Below are 16,578 nucleotides of genomic sequence, written 5' to 3'. Positions count from 1 at the left end.
AACCCTGAATGACACATAGGACTTCAAAAGTCCGTCAAGGAGATGAGGCGCTCGTCAGCGGATTACATCGGGGCCAGTGGGGCAATCGGGGCAACTCGGCAACCCACACAACAGGCCGGATACAAGGCAGCAGCCGACTTCTTCACAACACGACGGCGGGTAACTACCTATCGCCGGGAGGCATCCATACAAGGTGTCATGAATCCGTTCAACGACGATGCAGCCCAGTTGAGGGCCGAGGCAACAAGAGCCGATGCGCTGGCCCGACGGGCACAGCGTGCAGCCAACGAGGCATTCAGAGTGTTCCTGAAGGACGATGGCGCTCCGGCGCCCGATCAGGCCATCGAAACGGCGAAGACGAGCGCCCGGGCCGCCCAGGAGGCGTGGCGCAAATACGTGCAATACATCGCGCTGAACGGCGGGCACCTGCACCTCTGCTAGCTACGTTTTCGCACCCGCTGCCTGCTGGGTGAAGGAAAGCGCCAGGAAGTCGACGAAGGCCCGGACCCTCGCCGCCAACTGGTGGCGCTGCGGATACACCGCGTAGATGTCCGCATCGGGTGTGAAGTACTGCGGCAGGACCTGCACGAGCCGACCGTTGCGAAGGTAGCGTTCGATATCCCACTCGGCCCGCATGAGGATCCCGTGGCCGTCCAGGGCCCAGTTCACGGCGATCTCGCCATCGTTGGTGGCCAGGTTGCCCCGCGTCTTCACCGCCTCGGTGTTCGCATTGCGGCCTCTTCCGCTCGCCAGGCGCCACACGCCAAAGGCTTCCTCTCCCTGGCGGATGCCGATGCAGTTGTGCTTCGTCAAGTCGTTCGGAACCTTCGGGATGCCCCGCTTCGCCAGATAGGCGGGAGCCGCGCACAGCAGGCGTCGGTTGGCCGCGATGTTCCTGGCGATGATCCGGCTGTCCGGCGGAGCGCCGAAGCGCACGCAGACATCGAACAGGTCCTCGGTCGGCGATGGCGGATTGACCGACAACTGGAGCTGCACCTCCACCTGCGGGTACTTGCGCACGAAGCGCGAGATCAGCGGCGCCACATGGCTGCGGCCGAAGCCCAGCGTGGCATTCACCCTCAGCAAACCCTTCGGCGTCGCCTTCGAGAGGCCGAGCAATTCCTCCATGCCGTCGATCTCGCCGAGGATGCGTCGCGCATGCTCCAGGTACAGCTCGCCTTCGGGCGTGAGGCTCATGCGGCGCGTCGACCGGTTGACCAGCAGCACACCGACACGCGACTCCATCAGCGCGAGGTGCTTGCTCACGGCGGGGGTCGTGATGCCGAGTTCGCGTGCCGCGGCGCTCAGGCTCCCGGCGCTGGCAAGCGTTGAAAAGAAGCCGAGGTCCGCTGGCTGGATTCCGCTGCTCATGGGTGCGCCTCCACTGTTGAGTTCAGGTTAACAATGGATTCACTTTAGCGCCGTGCCAAGGGGGCGTCGAGTTCTTACAGTACCCATACCCCTTCACCACCCACCCAACGGAGACATATTCATGAAGACGTACAAGATCGCGACCATTCCCGGCGACGGCATTGGCAAGGAAGTCGTTCCGGCCGGCCAGCAAGTGCTCGAAGCCCTGGCTTCGGCCGGCAGCAGCTTCAAGTTCGAGTTCGAGAACTTCGACTGGGGCGGCGACTACTTCCGCGAGCACGGCGTGATGATGCCGGACGACGGCCTGAACGCCCTGCGCGACAAGGACGCGATCCTCTTCGGCTCCGCCGGCGATCCGCACATCCCCGACCACATCACGCTCTGGGGCCTGCGCCTGAAGATCTGCCAGGGCTTCGACCAGTACGCCAACGTGCGCCCCACCCGCATCCTGCCGGGCATCGACGGCCCCCTCAAGCGCTGCGGCCCGGACGACCTCAACTGGGTCATCGTTCGCGAGAACTCCGAAGGCGAATACTCTGGCGTCGGCGGCCGCGTGCATCAAGGCCACCCGATCGAAGCCGCGACCGACGTTTCGATGATGACCCGCGCCGGCGTCGAGCGCATCATGCGCTTCGCCTTCAAGCTGGCGCAGTCCCGCCCCCGCAAGCTGCTGACCGTCATCACCAAGAGCAACGCCCAGCGCCACGCAATGGTGATGTGGGACGAGATCGCGCTGCAGATCTCGAAGGAGTTCCCGGACGTTACCTGGGACAAGGAACTGGTCGATGCATCGACGGCCCGCATGATCAACCGCCCGGCTTCGCTCGACACCATCGTGGCGACCAACCTGCACGCCGACATCCTGAGCGACCTGGCGGCCGCGCTCGCCGGCAGCCTGGGCATCGCGCCCACCGGCAACATCGACCCCGAGCACCGCTATCCATCGATGTTCGAGCCCATCCACGGCTCGGCCTTCGACATCATGGGCAAGGGCCTCGCCAACCCGGTCGGCACCTTCTGGTCGGTCGTGATGCTGCTGGAGCACCTCGGCGAGACCGACGCCGCCCAACGCGTCATGAAAGCAGTCGAAGCGGTGACGGCCGACGTCTCGCTGCACACCCGCGACCTCGGCGGCACGGCAACGACGGCGCAAGTCACCCAGGCCGTGTGCGACCAAGTCACCGGCCGCGCGCAGCGCAAGGCGGCCTGACGGCCCCTGACCCCGGCCACCACGCGGCGGCCGGGTCTTCTTTCCTGTACTGAGTGGCCGCGCGGGCACGCGCCGCCTCTCCACCCAAAGCAGCCGCCTAGCGCTGCCGGGGCGAACTCGTGCCCACACATCCATCAGGAGACAAACCATGCGCCGCTTCTTCGGAAAGCTGTACGTCCAGGTACTCATCGGCGTGTTCGCCGGTGCAGCCCTCGGCGTCTTCATGCCCAACACCGGCAGCGACTTCAAGCCCTTGGGCGACATCTTCATCAAGCTGATCAAGATGGTGTTCGCACCGATCATCTTCGCCACCGTGGTGCTGGGCATCGCCCGGATGGAGAACATGAAGGAGCTCGGCCGCGTCGGCGTCCGGGCCCTCATCTATTTCGAGATCCTCTCGACCTTCGCCCTCGCGCTGGGGCTGATCGTGGTCAATGTCGTGGGCCCAGGCAAGGGCATGAACATCGATCCGACGCAGCTCGACACCAAGGCGATCGCAAGCTACACGGCCGCCAGCGCCAAGCCCGAAGGCTTCGTCGACTTCGTCCTGCACCTGGTGCCGACCAGCGTCATCGACGCACTGGCACGGAACGACATCCTGCAGATCCTCGTCTTCGCCACGATGTTCGGTATTGCGCTCTCCCACATCGGACCGCGCGCCAAGCCAGTGGTGGACTTCCTCGACTCGTTCACGCACGGCGTGTTCGCGATCGTCGGGATGATCATGCGGCTGGCTCCCCTTGCGGCATTCGGCGCCATGGCCTTCACGGTGGGCAAGTACGGCCTCGGCTCCGTCGTCTCGCTCGGCAAGCTGATGGGCACGATGTACCTCACCTGCTTCCTGTTCATCGCGCTGGTGCTGGGAGTGATCTCGCGGCTGTCGGGATTCAGCCTGTGGAAGTTCCTGAAGTACATCAAGGACGAACTCTTTACGGTGCTCGGCACCAGCTCGTCGGAATCCGTGGTGCCGCAGTTGATGCGCAAGCTGGAGCACGCCGGCGTCTCGAAGCCGGTGGTCGGCCTGGTCGTGCCCTCGGGCCTGACCTTCAACCCGGACGGCCAGTGCATCTACTACACGATGGCGGCCATCTTCATTGCCCAGGCCACCAACACGCCGCTGACGCTGACAGACCAGCTCGTGGTGCTGGGCGTGCTGATGCTGACTTCCAAGGGTTCCGCAGGCGTCACCGGCTCCGGATTCATCACCCTGGCGGCAACGCTCGCATCGATGGGCAAGATTCCCGTCGCCGGCATGGTGCTGCTGCTCGGCGTGGATCGCTTCATGTCGGAAGCGCGCGCCATCACCAACACCATCGGCAACGCGGTGGGCACCATCGCCATCGGCCGCTGGGTGGGGGCAGTCGACCGTCAACGCCTGGCACAGGTGCTCGACGGCAAGAGCGATCCGGAAGACCTGGACGCGCTGTACGAAGGCGACGACGAAGCTGCCAACGACGTGAAGCCAGTGCACCCCGTGGGCGGCGTGCGGATCGCGGCTTGATCCCGACGAGTGCAGCCATGAATCCGAACGACTCCCGCAACGTGCTTCGCGCCATGTTCGACGCCGCGATCGCTGCCGCCCAACCCGCGCTGTGCGTTCCGCGCCATCTGCCGGCGCCGCCGAAAGGCAGGCTGTTGGTGATCGGCGCCGGCAAGGCCTCCGCGGCGATGGCTCGGGCCGTCGAGGACCACTGGCACGGGCCGCTCAGCGGGCTCGTGGTGACGCGCTACGGGTACGCGGTGCCATGCGAGCGCATCGAGATCGTCGAAGCGGCGCACCCGGTGCCCGACGCGGCCGGGGAAGCCGCGGCCCGTCGCATGCTGGAGATCGTCCGGGGCCTCACGAGCGCCGACCTGGTGCTGTGCCTGATCTCGGGCGGCGGCTCGTCGCTGCTGCCGCTGGCGCTGCCGGGCCTCACGCTGGAAGACAAGCAGGCGCTCAATCGGGCATTGCTCGCGAGCGGCGCCAGCATCAGCGAGATGAATTGCGTGCGTCGCCACTTGTCCGCCATCAAGGGCGGCCGGTTGGCGGCGGCGTGTCATCCCGCACGGGTGCTGAACCTGCTGCTGTCCGATGTGCCAGGCGACGATCCCGTCGACATCGCCTCCGGGCCCACGGTGCCCGACCACACCACCTGCGCCGATGCGCTGGAGATCCTTCGCCGGTACGAGATCGACGTGCCGCCGCGAGCGCTGGCGCTGCTCGAAACCGGCGAGGGCGAGACGCTGAAAGCGAACGACCCACGCCTGCCGCGCATCGAGACCCGTTTCATCGCGACACCGCAAATGGCGCTGGAAGCCGCAGCGGCGGTTGCCCGCGACGCGGGACTGAAGACCTGCATCCTCGGCGACGCGATCGAAGGCGAGGCGCGCGAGGTCGCACGGACCATGGCCGGCATCGCGCGGCAGGTGGCACGCCATGGCCAGCCGGTGGCCGCGCCGTGCGTGCTGCTGTCCGGCGGCGAAACCACCGTCACCCTGCGCGGCCGCGGCCGAGGCGGGCGCAACGTCGAGTTCCTGTTGGCCCTGGGCATCGCGTTGAACGGCGAGCCTGGCATCCACGCATTGGCCGGCGACACCGACGGCGTCGATGGACAGGAGGAGATCGCCGGCGCGCTGCTGGCGCCCGACACGCTGGCCCGCGCCCGGGCGCAAGGCTTGAGGCCGCGCGAGCGCCTCGACGACAACGACGGACACGGCTTCTTCGAGGCGCTCGGCGACTCGGTACTGACCGGGCCGACGCTGACCAACGTGAATGACTTTCGCGCGATCGTGATCGCTGCCGAGCCCGGCAGCACCGACCGCGCCACCAGGAGAAACTGAGATGCGAAGAAACAAGCACGCGAAGATCGTCGCGACGCTGGGCCCGGCGAGCGACGAGCGGCAGACCATCCAGGCGCTGTTCGACGCCGGCGCCGATGTGTTCCGGCTCAACTTCAGCCACGGCACGCACGAGGACCACAAGCGCCGACTCGACCTGATCCGCGAAGTCGAGCGCGAAAGCGGACGGCCCATCGGCGTGCTGCTCGACCTGCAGGGGCCGAAGCTGCGCATCGGCACCTTTGCCGATGGCCCGGTGAACCTCGTCGAAGGCAAGGCCTTCCGGCTCGACCTGGACGCGAAGACACCGGGCAACGCGACGCGCGTGGCGCTGCCGCATCCCGAGATCTTCGCCGCGCTCGAAACGGGAACCGACCTGTTGCTGGACGACGGCCGGCTGCGGCTGAGGGTGGAGAAGTTCGGCAAGGATTTCGCCGAGACGCGGGTGGTGAACGGCGGCAAGCTGTCGGACCGGAAGGGCGTGAACGTGCCCGGCGTGGTGCTGCCGCTCTCGGCCATGACGGAGAAGGATCGCGCCGATCTGGCCTATGGCTTGACGCTCGGCATCGACTGGGTCGCCTTGTCATTCGTGCAACGACCCGAGGACGTCGTCGAGGTTCGCAACATCGTGGATGGCCGAGCGGGCATCGTCGCCAAACTCGAGAAGCCGGCGGCCATCGCATCGCTCGACGCCATCGTCGTGGAGACGGATGCGGTGATGGTCGCCCGGGGCGACCTGGGCGTCGAGATGCCTGCCGAGCAGGTGCCCTCGATCCAGAAGCGGATCATTCGCGCCTGCAGGCGGGCCGGCAAGCCAGTGATCGTCGCGACCCAGATGCTGGAGTCGATGGTCACGGCGCCGGTGCCCACGCGCGCCGAGGCCTCGGACGTCGCCACCGCGATCTACGAAGGCGCCGACGCGGTCATGCTGTCGGCCGAATCGGCCAGCGGACGCTATCCGGTCCAAGCCGTGAAGATGATGAGCAGCATCATCGCGCACACCGAGAGCGACCCGAACTATCGCATCGCGATCGACTCATCGCGCGCCGAGCCGCTGGCCCGCACCGCCGACGCCATCGGCGCGGCCATGCGCGACATCACGGGCCTGCTCAACGCCGCAGCCACCGTTGCCTACACGAGCTCGGGCTATTCCGCGCTGCGCATGGCGCGCGAGCGGCCGCGCGCTCCCATCATCGGCATGACGCCACGGCTTGCCACGGCACGCCGACTGGCGCTCGCCTGGGGCGTCCACGCCGTGCTCTGCCACGAGGTGGTGGATGTGTCGGAGATGAGCGATCTCGCCAGTCGCACCGCCCTCAGGGAAGGCTTCGGCGCAGCGGGCCAGACCATCGTGATTTCGGCGGGCATGCCCTTCGGCACTTCCGGCACCACCAACCTCCTGCGCATCGCGCAAATCTGAGCGGAGCAACCATGGCATCGATCCAGCAAATCCGCGGCTTCGAGATCCTGGACTCTCGCGGCAATCCCACCGTCGCCGCCGAAGTCCTGTTGTCCGACGGCTCCCGCGGCCTGGCCGCGTCCCCTTCCGGCGCTTCGACCGGCGCACGCGAAGCCATCGAGCTGCGCGACGGCGATCCGAAGCGCTATCTCGGCAAGGGCGTCCTCAAGGCGGTCGGCCACGTCAACGGCGAACTGAGCAAGGCTCTGGTCGGCCGTGCCGCCGAAGACCAGGGCGCGCTCGACCGCCTGATGATCGAACTGGACGGAACGTCGACCAAGTCGCGGCTCGGCGCGAACGCGATCCTCGCGGTGTCGCTCGCGGCGGCCAAGGCCGCTGCGGCTTCCGGCGGCAAGGCCCTGTATAGCCACATCGGCGGTGACCGCAAGCCGGTGCTCCCGTTGCCCATGATGAACATCATCAATGGCGGCGCGCATGCCGACAACAACGTCGACATGCAGGAGTTCATGATCGTCCCCGTCGGCGCGCCGAGCTTCTCGGAGGCCATGCGCTGGGGCGTCGAGGTCTTCCACTCGCTCAAGGGCCTGCTCAAGGGCCGCGGCCTGTCGACCGCCGTGGGTGACGAGGGAGGCTTCGCGCCGGACCTGCCGTCGAACGAGGCGGCCATCGAGGTCATCCTTGCCGCGATCGAACAGGCGGGGTTCAGGGCCGGAACGGACTTGGCCCTCGGCCTGGACGTTGCAAGTTCGGAGTTCCACAAAGGCGGCCGGTACGAACTGGCATCGGAGGCCAGGCACTTCGACTCGGCGCAGTTCGTGGACTACCTGGCTCGCTGGGTGGCTGCCTATCCCATCGTGACGATCGAGGACGGCATGGCCGAAGACGACTGGGATGGCTGGGAACTCCTCACCGCGAAGCTCGGCCGCAAGGTGCAACTGGTCGGCGACGACCTGTTCGTCACGAACACGGAGATCCTGCAGCGCGGCATCGCGCGCGGTGCGGCGAACTCGATACTCATCAAGCCGAACCAGATCGGCACCTTGACCGAAACGCTCGCCGCCATCGCCATGGCCGACAAGGCCGGGTACTCGGCGGTGGTTTCGCATCGCTCCGGCGAAACGGAAGACACCACCATTGCCGACCTCAGCGTGTGCACGGCAGCGGCGCAAATCAAGACCGGCTCGCTATGCCGCTCCGACCGCATGGCCAAGTACAACCGCCTGCTTCTCATCGAGGCCGAACTCGGCCGCGATGCCGTCTTCGCGGGTGGAGCGGCCATTTCTTCCGGCCGTTGAGCCGGCTTTCGATTATTGAATTCAAGTTAACGCCGGATTGAATTCCGACCCACGTCGAACACCCCGCGGCTGCCTACAGTCGCATCACACCCATAAGGAGACAAACCGTGAAGCCATCGAATTTCCGCCCCCGCACCGCCCTGACGGCCATCGCTTTCGGCTTCGCCGCATCGCTCGCCGCCGCGCAAGCCTGGCCCGCCAAGCCGATCACCCTGGTCGTGCCGTTTCCGCCAGGCGGCAGCTCGGACGCACTGGCGCGTGCCATCACCACGCCGCTGTCGCAAAGCCTTGGCCAACCCGTGATCGTCGAGAGCAAACCGGGCGCCGGCGCGACCGTCGGCGCCGACTACGTCGCCAAGGCCAAGCCGGACGGCTACACGCTGCTCATGGGTGCGGTGCACCACACCATCGCCACCAGCGTCTACAAGAAGCTGCCCTACGACTTCGAGAAGAGCTTTGCGCCGATCGCCACCGTCGCGATGGTGCCCAACGTCCTGGTGGTCAATGCCAAGTCGCCGGCGACCGACGTGAAGAGCCTGATTGCAATGGCAAAGGCTTCGCCGGGCAAGCTCTCGTACGGATCCAACGGCAACGGAACGGTCCAGCACCTGATCGGCACCCAGTTCTCGACCTTGGCCGGTGTCGAACTGCTGCACGTGCCCTACAAGGGCAGCGCACCCCTCACGACCGACCTGCTGGGCGGTCAGGTCGACATGTCCTTCGACACGCTCACGCCGCTGGTGCAGCACATCAAGGGCGGCAAGCTGCGTGCGCTGGCCGTGACCACGGCGAAGCGCTCCACCACCTTGCCCGATGTGCCGACGCTGGCCGAAGCGGGCATCAAGGACTTCAACCAGGGCACCTGGTTCGGCATCCTCGCGCCGGCGGCAACGCCCAAGGAGGTGGTCACGAAGCTGAACACCGAGATCGTGAAGATCATCCAGTCGCCGGAGTTCAAGAAGCGCATGGAAGAGATCGGTGCCGAGCCGGTCGGCGACACGCCGGCGCAGATGGCGGCTCAGATCAAGGACGACACCACCAAGTACTCGAAGCTGGTCAAGGACGCCAAGGTGGCCATCGATTGAGTCAGTGGCCGTGCGGGTTGGCGAGCACGAAGTCGGCTACCTGCATCAAGCTGGGAAAGATGCGCTGCGGCTGCGAATCGGCAATCGGCACGCCTGAGTTGTAGCCATAGGGCACGGCCCAGGCGGCCACGCCAGCGTTGCGCGCCGCGTCCACGTCGGTGCTCGAGTCACCCACATGCGCGGCGCGGCGCGTGTCGCCGTCAAGCGTCTCGACCACGTGGCGCAGTACGCTCGCATGGGGCTTCTTGTGCGGCAGGGAGTCGCCGCCGACCACGAGCTCGAACAGGCTTTCGAGCCGAGTGGCCTCGAGCACACGGCGTGCGTGGCGCAGTTCCTTGTTGGTCACGCAGGCGAGCCGGACGCCGGCTTGACGGAGCCGACTCAGCGCCTCGTGCGCGCCAGCGTAGGGCGCGCACATGCTGCCGATCGTGGCGTTCAGGAGGTGCTCGAAGCGTTCCAGCACGGCTTCGACGCGGACCGTCTCCGCCAGCGCCGGCTGCTCGCGGTACAGCCGTGCCAGCAGCTTGAGCATCAGTTGTCGGGAGCCGTCGCCGATAAGATGGGTGATCTCCGCCGTGGGGCGCCGCGCCACGCCGTGCACGTCGAGCGAGAGATTCACCGCCTCCGCGATCTCGGCGGCGGTGTCGACGAGCGTGCCGTCGAGGTCGAAGCTGATGATGTCGTAGACCATGCCGGTATCGGTTCACAGGGCGCTCAAGGCCGCCTTGCGCCGCTCCATCATTCGCCAGATGAAGGGCGTGAAGATCAATTGCATCGCCAACTCCATCTTTCCGCCTGGCACCACGATCGTGTTGGCGCGCGACATCCAGGAGTTGTTGATCATGTTGAGCAGATACTGGAAGTCGATGCCCTTCGGATTGGCGAAGCGAATGACCACCATGCTCTCGTCGGCCGACGGGATGTCGCGGGTAATGAAGGGGTTCGAGGTGTCCACGACCGGCACGCGCTGGAAGTTCACGTGCGTGTACCTGAACTGCGGACAGATGTAGTTCACGTAGTCGGGCATGCGGCGCAGGATCGTGTCGGTCACGGCTTCAGTGCTGTAGCCGCGCTGCGTCTTGTCGCGATAGAGCTTCTGGATCCACTCCAGGTTGATCACCGGCACCACGCCGATCAGCAGATCGGGATGCCGGGCGACGTTCACCTCGGGCGTCACCACGGCGCCATGAAGCCCTTCGTAGAACAGGAGATCGGTGCCCTCGGGCAGTGCTTCCCAGGGCGTGAAAGTCCCCGGCTCCTGATCGTGGGGTGCGGCCTCACCGGCGTCGTGCAAATACCTGCGGTGGCGGCCGACGCCGGCGTCGGCATAGTCGCGAAACAGTGCTTCCAGTTCCGCGAACAGATTGTTCTCGGCGCCGAAATGACTGAAGTTCCTGTTGCCCTCACGCTCGGCCTCCGCCTGCCGCAGCTTCATTTCCTTGCGGTCGTAGCGGTGGAAGCTGTCGCCCTCGATGATGGCAGCGTTGACTCGCTCGCGTCGGAAGATGTTCTGGAATGTTCGCGTGACCGACGTGGTTCCCGCGCCGGACGAACCGGTGATCGAGATGATGGGGTGGCGTTCAGACATGGTGTGGCCTCGAAGCAGGATCTCTCATTCGCGGAACAAGCTGTGCCTGGCGAACAACGGACTTGCCAGTCCGCCCCTGGCGGGCTCGGTGTGATACCGCTCGATGCGCTCGACCTCGATCTTCGAGCCGAACACCAGGCCGATGCGCTGGTGAAGCGACGTGGGTTGCACGCCCAGCACGGGCTGGCGCCCGGTGCTGGCGCTTCCGCCGGCCTGCTCCACGATGAATGCAATGGGGTTGGCCTCGTACAGCAGGCGCAGACGGCCCGGCTCGGCCGGGTCCTTCGAGTCGCGCGGGTACAGGAAAACGCCGCCGCACATCAGGATTCGATGCACCTCGGCCACCATCGAGGCGATCCAGCGCATATTGAAATCCTTGCATCGGGCGCCGGTCCTGCCAGCGAGGCATTCGTCGACGTAGCGCTTGACCGGCGCTTCCCAGAAGCGGCTGTTGGAAGCGTTGATCGCAAATTCCTGTGTCTCGATCGGCACCTGGATGTGCGGATGGGTCAGCATGAATTCGCCCAGGTTCGGGTCGAGCGTGAATCCCACCACGCCGTTTCCCACCGACAGCACGAGCATCGTCGTCGGCCCGTACAGTGCATAGCCCGCGGCCACCTGGACCGCGCCAGGCTGCAGGAAATCGGCCTCGGTCACATCGCGACCGCTGTCGACCACTTCCTGTGGAGCGCGCAACACACTGAAGACGCTGCCGACCGAGACGTTCACTTCGATGTTGCCGGAGCCGTGCAGCGGATCGAACACCAGCAGGTACTTGCCGCGTGGATGCTGCGGAGGGATCTGGTAGGGCTCATCCACCTCCTCCGACGCCATGCCGGCGCAGTGCCCTCCCCACTCGTTCATGCGGGTGAAGATCTCGTTGCTGATAACGTCCAGAGGCTTCCGGGTTTCGCCCGGCTCGCTCGCCGCGCTACCGAGCTCGCCGAATGCCACGGCGCGTGCGATCGCCTTGGCCGCGAGCGCCACGTCCAGGATCAGCGCGTTGAAGTCGCCGCTCGCCCCGGGAAAGCGCCGGCGCTGTTCGATCAGGTATTGCGTGAGCGTGGATCGGTAGGACAAAGGCATGGTCGTCTTTCGATTCGTGGACCCGGATTCAGCGCTGTGCGCTTGCGTGCCAGCTCCTCAGCTCGGCCACCGTCTTGCCCTGCAGGTCGGACAGGACATGCAGCGCTCCCGCGAAGTCGTGGTGCGTGGTGAAGGCGTTGGGGGTCACGATGGTTGGCAGTCCGGCATCGATGGCCGCCCTGAGTCCGTTGGCCGAGTCCTCGAAGGCCAGGCACTGCGCGGCGCGCACCTGCAGTCTCTGCAGCGCTTGAAGATAAGCCTGGGGATGCGGCTTCTTCCGAGGGGCGGTGGCGGCATCCTCGACGACCTGGAAGGTGTGTGCCCAGTCGAGCCCGATCGCCGATCGCAGCACGACCGCGATGTTGACCGGCGACGTGGTGGTCGCGATCGCCAGGCGCAGCCCCGCGTCGAACGCCGAGTCGATCAGATGCTGCACCCCGGGTCTAAGTTGCACGGCACCGTCGTGCACCCTGCGCTCGTAGGACGCGGTCTTGAGATCGTGAATGCGCTGCACGGTATAGGCCAGCGCGCCGGCGTCGATGACCTTGGTGTCGCCGCGCACCTGGCCCCAGTAGTGAAGGATGCGCTCCTTGCCTCCGGCGACCTCCAGCAGCTGCGTGTAAAGCGTCTCGTTCCAATGCCAATCGAGGCCGGCCTCGGCGAAGGCATCGTTGAACGCCGCGCGATGCGCGCTCTCGGTGTCGGCGAGCGTGCCGTCGAAATCGAAGATCAGGGCGCGCAAGGGTTCTGGCTTCACGGCGCATCCTTCTCGGAGTTTGCGAACACCCGGCTGGCGAGGATGTCGCCTGCCGCGATGGTGCTCAGCTCGGCCGCCCCGAGCTCGCGATCGCGGTCGGCGTACAGCCGGCTGGCCTGACGCAGCCGCGCCCGGTCCAGCGCGTTGCGAACGCTGCGCGCGTTCGCGAAATGCGGTTGGGCGATGCGCAGGTGCAGGTAGTTGTCGAAGGCTTCGCGCGCTTCGGCGCCGAAGCGGTACTGTGTGGCCGAGAGCATGCGGTCGGCAATCTGCAGCAGCTCGGGCGTGGCGTAGTCGGGAAAGTCGAGGTGGTGCGCGATGCGCGAGCTCATCCCGGGGTTGGACTGGAAGAAGGTGTCCATCCGGTCCTTGTAGCCGGCGAGGATCACCACCAGGTCGTCGCGCTGGTTCTCCATCACCTGCAGGAGGATCTCGATCGCCTCCTGGCCGTAGTCGCGCTCGTTCTCCGGGCGGTACAGGTAGTACGCCTCGTCGATGAAGAGCACGCCGCCCATCGCCTTCTTCAAGACCTCCCTGGTCTTGGGCGCGGTGTGGCCGATGTACTGGCCCACCAGGTCGTCCCGCGTCACGCTCACCACATGACCCTTCCGCACATAGCCCAGCCGGTGAAGGATCTGCGCCATCCGCAGCGCCACGGTGGTCTTGCCGGTGCCGGGGTTGCCGGTGAAGCACATATGCAGCGAAGGCGCCTGCGCGACCAGGCCGTGCTGGGCGCGCAGCTTGTCGATCACCAGCAGCGCGGCGATGTCGCGGATGCGGCTCTTCACTGGCACCAGCCCGATCAGATCGCGGTCGAGTTCATCGATGACTCCCTCGACCTGGCTTTGCGCCAAGACCTCGGCCACCGTGCGCGCGGCCTGGGGCGGTTCATCCGGCGCGGCGGCGGCCGGGGCGCCCGGGATCGCGTACAGAGGTGCAGTCATGAGGTGCCCCGAAAGCCGTCGTTCAGGCGCCGGAGCGCTCGCCTTCGGGCTTGTCGGTCGAGTAGCTGCGCACCGTGTAGCGCATCGTGCGGCCATGGACCTCCTGGCGCACGAGGCTGAAGCCAGCCTCGCTGGCGGGCCGGTTGACGATGAAACTCATCGTGATGGTCTCGACGCCGCGTGTGGAGTCGAACGCCATCAGCCGGATGTAGTGATGAGGGAATGTCTTGCGGCACTCCTTCAGTTCGAGCACCACGCCCGCCGCGTCGCCCAAGTCGAACATCGGCATGCCGTACATCTCCCAGTAGGTGTTGCGCGGATGCGGGTCGTCGGTGTATTCGACGCTCCAGGCATAGCCCTTCTGGAGGCCGTAGTCGATCTGCAGCGCGATCTCGGCATCGGTGAGATCGGGCAGGAAGCTGAACTGGCCCTGGGTGATGCGGCCGGTCGGGTTGGTCATCATGATCGAGCCCTCTCAAGCCACCGATGCGGTGGTGGCGAAATCGCTGGTGTCGGTGGACGCGTAGTTGAACGACACGTCTTTCCAGGTGTCGAGCGCCTGCTTGAGCGGCGTGCAGCCGCGTGCGGTGGCATGCAGGATCTCGGGGCCCTCGTTCAGGATGTCGCGGCCTTCGTTGCGTGCCTTGACGATCGCCTCGAGCGCGACGCGGTTGGCCACCGCACCGGCCTGGATGCCCGCCGGATGCCCGATCGTTCCGCCACCGAACTGCAGGATCACGTCGTCGCCGAACAGGTCGATCAGCTGGTGCATTTGCCCGGCATGGATGCCACCCGAGGCGACCGGCATCACCTTGCGCATGTCCGCCCAATCCTGGTCGTAGAACAGGCCGCGCGGCAGATCTCGCTTCGTGAAGCTGTCCCGGCAGACGTTGTAGTAGCCCTGCACCGTCATCGGGTCGCCTTCGAGCTTGCCAACGGCCGTCCCGGTGTGCATGTGGTCGACCCCGGCCAGGCGCAACCACTTGGCGATCACGCGGAAGCTCACGCCGTGGTTCTTCTGCCGCGTGTAGGTGCCGTGGCCGGCGCGGTGCATGTGCACGATCATGTCGTTGCGGCGCGCCCAGTTCGCCATGCTCTGGATCGCCGACCATCCGATCACCAGGTCGAGCATGACCACCACCGAGCCCAGTTCCTTCGCGAACTCCGCGCGTTCGTAGATGTCTTCCATGGTCGCGCCGGTGACGTTCAGGTAGCTGCCCTTGACCTCGCCGGTGGCCGCGCTGGCCTTGTTGACGCCGTCCATCACGTACAGAAACCGGTCACGCCAGTGCATGAAGGGCTGCGAGTTGATGTTCTCGTCGTCCTTCATGAAATCGAGCCCGCCCTTGAGCCCTTCATAGATCACGCGGCCGTAGTTGCGGCCCGACAGGCCCAGCTTGGGCTTGGTGGTGGCGCCGAGCAGCGGACGGCCGAACTTGTCGAGCCGCTCGCGCTCGACCACCAGGCCGGTCGGCGGGCCCTTGAAGGTCTTCACATAGGCGACTGGAATGCGGATGTCCTCGAGCCGTGCCGCCTTCAGTGGCTTGAACGAGAAGACGTTGCCGATCAGGCTGGCCGTCATGTTGGCGATCGAGCCCTCCTCGAACAGGATGAGGTCGTAGGCGACCCAGGCGAAGTACTGGCCGGGTTGGCCGGGCACCGGATCGACCTTGTAGGCCTTGGCGCGGTAGCTGTCGCAGGCGGTCAGCCGGTCGGTCCAGACCACGGTCCAGGTGGCCGTGCTCGACTCGCCGGCCACCGCGGCGGCGGCTTCGATGGCCTCGACGCCATCCTGTGGCGTGATGCGGAACAGGCAGAGAACGTCGGTGTCCTTGGGCCGGTAGCCGGGGTCCCAGTACCCCATCTGCCGGTACTTCAGGACGCCGGCGCTGTAACGCTTCTTGGCGTCGGTGATGACGCCTTGTTCGACGGGTAGGTTCACAGTGGTCTCCGGGCAGCGTTGGGTGGATGAACTCACTGTAGAAGTCGAATCAATTAAGGTAAATTCAGACTTCTTTTGCTTTTAAGTAAGTATTTCCTTAATCATGAACATCACGTTCCGCCAGCTGCGGGTGTTCGCCGAGGTGGTGCGCCAGGGCAGCGTGCTGCGCGCCGCGGAGGCGCTGCACCTCACGCCACCGGCGGTGTCCATGCAGATCAAGGAGGTGGAATCCCAGGTCGGCCTGCCGCTGTTCGACCGCGCCGGCCGGCGGCTGTCGCTGTCCACCGCCGGCGAGTATTTCGCGGTCTACGCACGGCGCCTGCTCGGCACGCTGAAGGATGCCGAGGACGCCATGGCGCGCTTCAAGGGCGTCGAATCGGGCGTATTGACGATCGGCATGGTCAGCGCGGCGAAGTACTTTCTCCCGCAGCTGCTGGCGCAGTTCCATGCCGAGCATCCCGCGGTCGAGGTGCGGCTGCGCCTGGGGAACCGCGAGCAGCTGGTGGCGCTGATGCAGGCGAACGAGGTGGAGGTCTCGGTGATGGGCCGGGCACCCAAGGAATGGCCCAATCGCGCCGAACCCTTCGCGATGCACCCGCACGTGCTGGTGACGGCCCCGAGCCACCCCTTCGCGAGGGCGGAGAACGTGCCCGCTGCCGCTCTGGCGCGCGAAGGATTCATCGTGCGCGAGCCGGGTTCGGGCACGCGCGCGGCGCTCGAGGAGTTTCTCGCCGTGCACCGCCTCCAGCCGATGCTGATCATGGAGATGCCGAGCGACGAGGCGATCAAGCAATCCGTCATGGCCGGCCTGGGCGTGAGCCTGGTCTCGCTCCACACCATCGGTCTGGAATGGCGCAACGGGCTGATCGCCGCGCCGTCCGTGGAAGGTTTGCCGTTGATGCGGCGCTGGCACCTCGTGAATGCAGCAGCCAAGATGCTGTCGCCGGCAGCCGAGGCTTTTCGCTATTTCATCCTCGAGCGCGGCGAATCGCACCTGGCCGCGATGTTCAGCGAGACGGCACTAGCATGAGCCCCGTCGCGGCGCGCGCTTGCGGTTAGC

The 16,578-nt window shown here is 66.1% G+C and carries 16 protein-coding genes; 8 read left to right on the top strand and 8 right to left on the bottom strand.

Going from position 1 to position 16,578, the window contains the following annotated elements:
* Positions 1-198: 198 nt before the first annotated feature.
* A complete protein-coding gene (locus QTI24_RS16880; protein ID WP_286601919.1) occupies positions 199-441 on the top strand; it encodes a hypothetical protein in 243 nt (80 codons plus the stop codon).
* Here the strand turns inward: QTI24_RS16880 and QTI24_RS16875 are convergent, their stop codons facing one another.
* Positions 442-1,371: a LysR family transcriptional regulator gene (locus QTI24_RS16875; protein ID WP_286601917.1), complete on the bottom strand. Its 930-nt coding sequence runs from the start codon at positions 1,369-1,371 to the stop codon at positions 442-444.
* 121 nt (positions 1,372-1,492) lie between these two features.
* Between QTI24_RS16875 and QTI24_RS16870 the strand changes: the two genes are divergently transcribed.
* From QTI24_RS16870 to QTI24_RS16845, 6 genes are all read left to right on the top strand, one after another.
* A complete protein-coding gene (locus QTI24_RS16870; RefSeq protein WP_286601916.1) occupies positions 1,493-2,581 on the top strand; it encodes a tartrate dehydrogenase in 1,089 nt (362 codons plus the stop codon).
* Positions 2,582-2,729: 148 nt separating this feature from the next.
* Positions 2,730-4,082, top strand: a complete 1,353-nt coding sequence (locus QTI24_RS16865; protein WP_286601915.1) for a dicarboxylate/amino acid:cation symporter — start codon at positions 2,730-2,732, stop codon at positions 4,080-4,082.
* 17 nt (positions 4,083-4,099) lie between these two features.
* The gene (locus QTI24_RS16860) at positions 4,100-5,404 is read left to right on the top strand and encodes a glycerate kinase type-2 family protein (RefSeq protein ID WP_286601913.1); all 1,305 of its coding nucleotides are present in this window, start codon (positions 4,100-4,102) and stop codon (positions 5,402-5,404) included.
* Between the two features lies 1 nt (position 5,405).
* Positions 5,406-6,821 carry a pyruvate kinase gene (gene pyk / locus QTI24_RS16855; protein WP_286601912.1) on the top strand — a complete coding sequence of 472 codons (1,416 nt, stop codon included), beginning with the start codon at positions 5,406-5,408 and terminating at the stop codon, positions 6,819-6,821.
* 11 nt (positions 6,822-6,832) lie between these two features.
* Positions 6,833-8,116, top strand: a complete 1,284-nt coding sequence (gene eno, locus QTI24_RS16850; protein ID WP_286601911.1) for a phosphopyruvate hydratase — start codon at positions 6,833-6,835, stop codon at positions 8,114-8,116.
* Between the two features lie 107 nt (positions 8,117-8,223).
* Positions 8,224-9,201 carry a Bug family tripartite tricarboxylate transporter substrate binding protein gene (locus QTI24_RS16845; RefSeq protein ID WP_286601910.1) on the top strand — a complete coding sequence of 326 codons (978 nt, stop codon included), beginning with the start codon at positions 8,224-8,226 and terminating at the stop codon, positions 9,199-9,201.
* A gap of 1 nt (position 9,202) precedes the next feature.
* Here the strand turns inward: QTI24_RS16845 and QTI24_RS16840 are convergent, their stop codons facing one another.
* The 7 genes from QTI24_RS16840 to QTI24_RS16810 are packed head-to-tail and all read right to left on the bottom strand — an operon-like array spanning position 9,203 to position 15,518.
* Positions 9,203-9,892, bottom strand: a complete 690-nt coding sequence (locus tag QTI24_RS16840; RefSeq protein ID WP_286601909.1) for an HAD-IA family hydrolase — start codon at positions 9,890-9,892, stop codon at positions 9,203-9,205.
* A 12-nt stretch (positions 9,893-9,904) separates the two neighbouring features.
* Positions 9,905-10,789, bottom strand: coding sequence for a phosphoribulokinase (locus QTI24_RS16835; protein WP_286601908.1), 885 nt, complete (start codon positions 10,787-10,789; stop codon positions 9,905-9,907).
* 24 nt (positions 10,790-10,813) lie between these two features.
* A complete protein-coding gene (locus QTI24_RS16830; RefSeq protein WP_286601907.1) occupies positions 10,814-11,875 on the bottom strand; it encodes a class 1 fructose-bisphosphatase in 1,062 nt (353 codons plus the stop codon).
* A 28-nt stretch (positions 11,876-11,903) separates the two neighbouring features.
* Entirely contained in the window at positions 11,904-12,632 is a 729-nt protein-coding gene (locus QTI24_RS16825; RefSeq protein WP_286601906.1) for an HAD-IA family hydrolase, read from the bottom strand.
* Positions 12,629-13,576 (bottom strand): CbbX protein, encoded by a 948-nt coding sequence (gene cbbX / locus QTI24_RS16820; RefSeq protein ID WP_286601905.1) that lies wholly within the window; start codon positions 13,574-13,576, stop codon positions 12,629-12,631. The genes QTI24_RS16825 and cbbX overlap by 4 nt, the downstream gene beginning before the upstream one ends.
* Positions 13,577-13,598: 22 nt before the next feature.
* Positions 13,599-14,039, bottom strand: a complete 441-nt coding sequence (locus QTI24_RS16815) for a ribulose bisphosphate carboxylase small subunit (RefSeq protein WP_286601904.1) — start codon at positions 14,037-14,039, stop codon at positions 13,599-13,601.
* Positions 14,040-14,051: 12 nt separating this feature from the next.
* Positions 14,052-15,518 (bottom strand): ribulose-bisphosphate carboxylase large subunit, encoded by a 1,467-nt coding sequence (locus QTI24_RS16810; RefSeq protein ID WP_286601903.1) that lies wholly within the window; start codon positions 15,516-15,518, stop codon positions 14,052-14,054.
* A 103-nt stretch (positions 15,519-15,621) separates the two neighbouring features.
* On the opposite strand from QTI24_RS16810, the gene QTI24_RS16805 reads away from it, so the two are divergent.
* Positions 15,622-16,548 (top strand): LysR family transcriptional regulator, encoded by a 927-nt coding sequence (locus QTI24_RS16805; RefSeq protein WP_286601902.1) that lies wholly within the window; start codon positions 15,622-15,624, stop codon positions 16,546-16,548.
* Positions 16,549-16,578: the final 30 nt, after the last annotated feature.

The organism is Variovorax sp. J22P240 (assembly GCF_030316855.1).
Lineage (GTDB): Bacteria > Pseudomonadota > Gammaproteobacteria > Burkholderiales > Burkholderiaceae_C > Variovorax.
This window is presented reverse-complemented; position numbering and strand designations above follow the sequence as displayed.

Excerpts from the sequence above, each read along its gene's own strand:
- QTI24_RS16865 (WP_286601915.1), top strand. The coding sequence starts at position 2,730 with ATGCGCCGCTTCTTCGGAAAGCTGTACGTCCAGGTACTCATCGGCGTG.
- eno (WP_286601911.1), top strand. The coding sequence starts at position 6,833 with ATGGCATCGATCCAGCAAATCCGCGGCTTCGAGATCCTGGACTCTCGC.
- pyk (WP_286601912.1), top strand. The coding sequence starts at position 5,406 with ATGCGAAGAAACAAGCACGCGAAGATCGTCGCGACGCTGGGCCCGGCG.
- QTI24_RS16870 (WP_286601916.1), top strand. The coding sequence starts at position 1,493 with ATGAAGACGTACAAGATCGCGACCATTCCCGGCGACGGCATTGGCAAG.
- QTI24_RS16835 (WP_286601908.1), bottom strand. The coding sequence starts at position 10,789 with ATGTCTGAACGCCACCCCATCATCTCGATCACCGGTTCGTCCGGCGCG.
- QTI24_RS16860 (WP_286601913.1), top strand. The coding sequence starts at position 4,100 with ATGAATCCGAACGACTCCCGCAACGTGCTTCGCGCCATGTTCGACGCC.
- cbbX (WP_286601905.1), bottom strand. The coding sequence starts at position 13,576 with ATGACTGCACCTCTGTACGCGATCCCGGGCGCCCCGGCCGCCGCCGCG.
- QTI24_RS16830 (WP_286601907.1), bottom strand. The coding sequence starts at position 11,875 with ATGCCTTTGTCCTACCGATCCACGCTCACGCAATACCTGATCGAACAG.
- QTI24_RS16815 (WP_286601904.1), bottom strand. The coding sequence starts at position 14,039 with ATGATGACCAACCCGACCGGCCGCATCACCCAGGGCCAGTTCAGCTTC.
- QTI24_RS16840 (WP_286601909.1), bottom strand. The coding sequence starts at position 9,892 with ATGGTCTACGACATCATCAGCTTCGACCTCGACGGCACGCTCGTCGAC.
- QTI24_RS16875 (WP_286601917.1), bottom strand. The coding sequence starts at position 1,371 with ATGAGCAGCGGAATCCAGCCAGCGGACCTCGGCTTCTTTTCAACGCTT.
- QTI24_RS16805 (WP_286601902.1), top strand. The coding sequence starts at position 15,622 with ATGAACATCACGTTCCGCCAGCTGCGGGTGTTCGCCGAGGTGGTGCGC.
- QTI24_RS16880 (WP_286601919.1), top strand. The coding sequence starts at position 199 with ATGAATCCGTTCAACGACGATGCAGCCCAGTTGAGGGCCGAGGCAACA.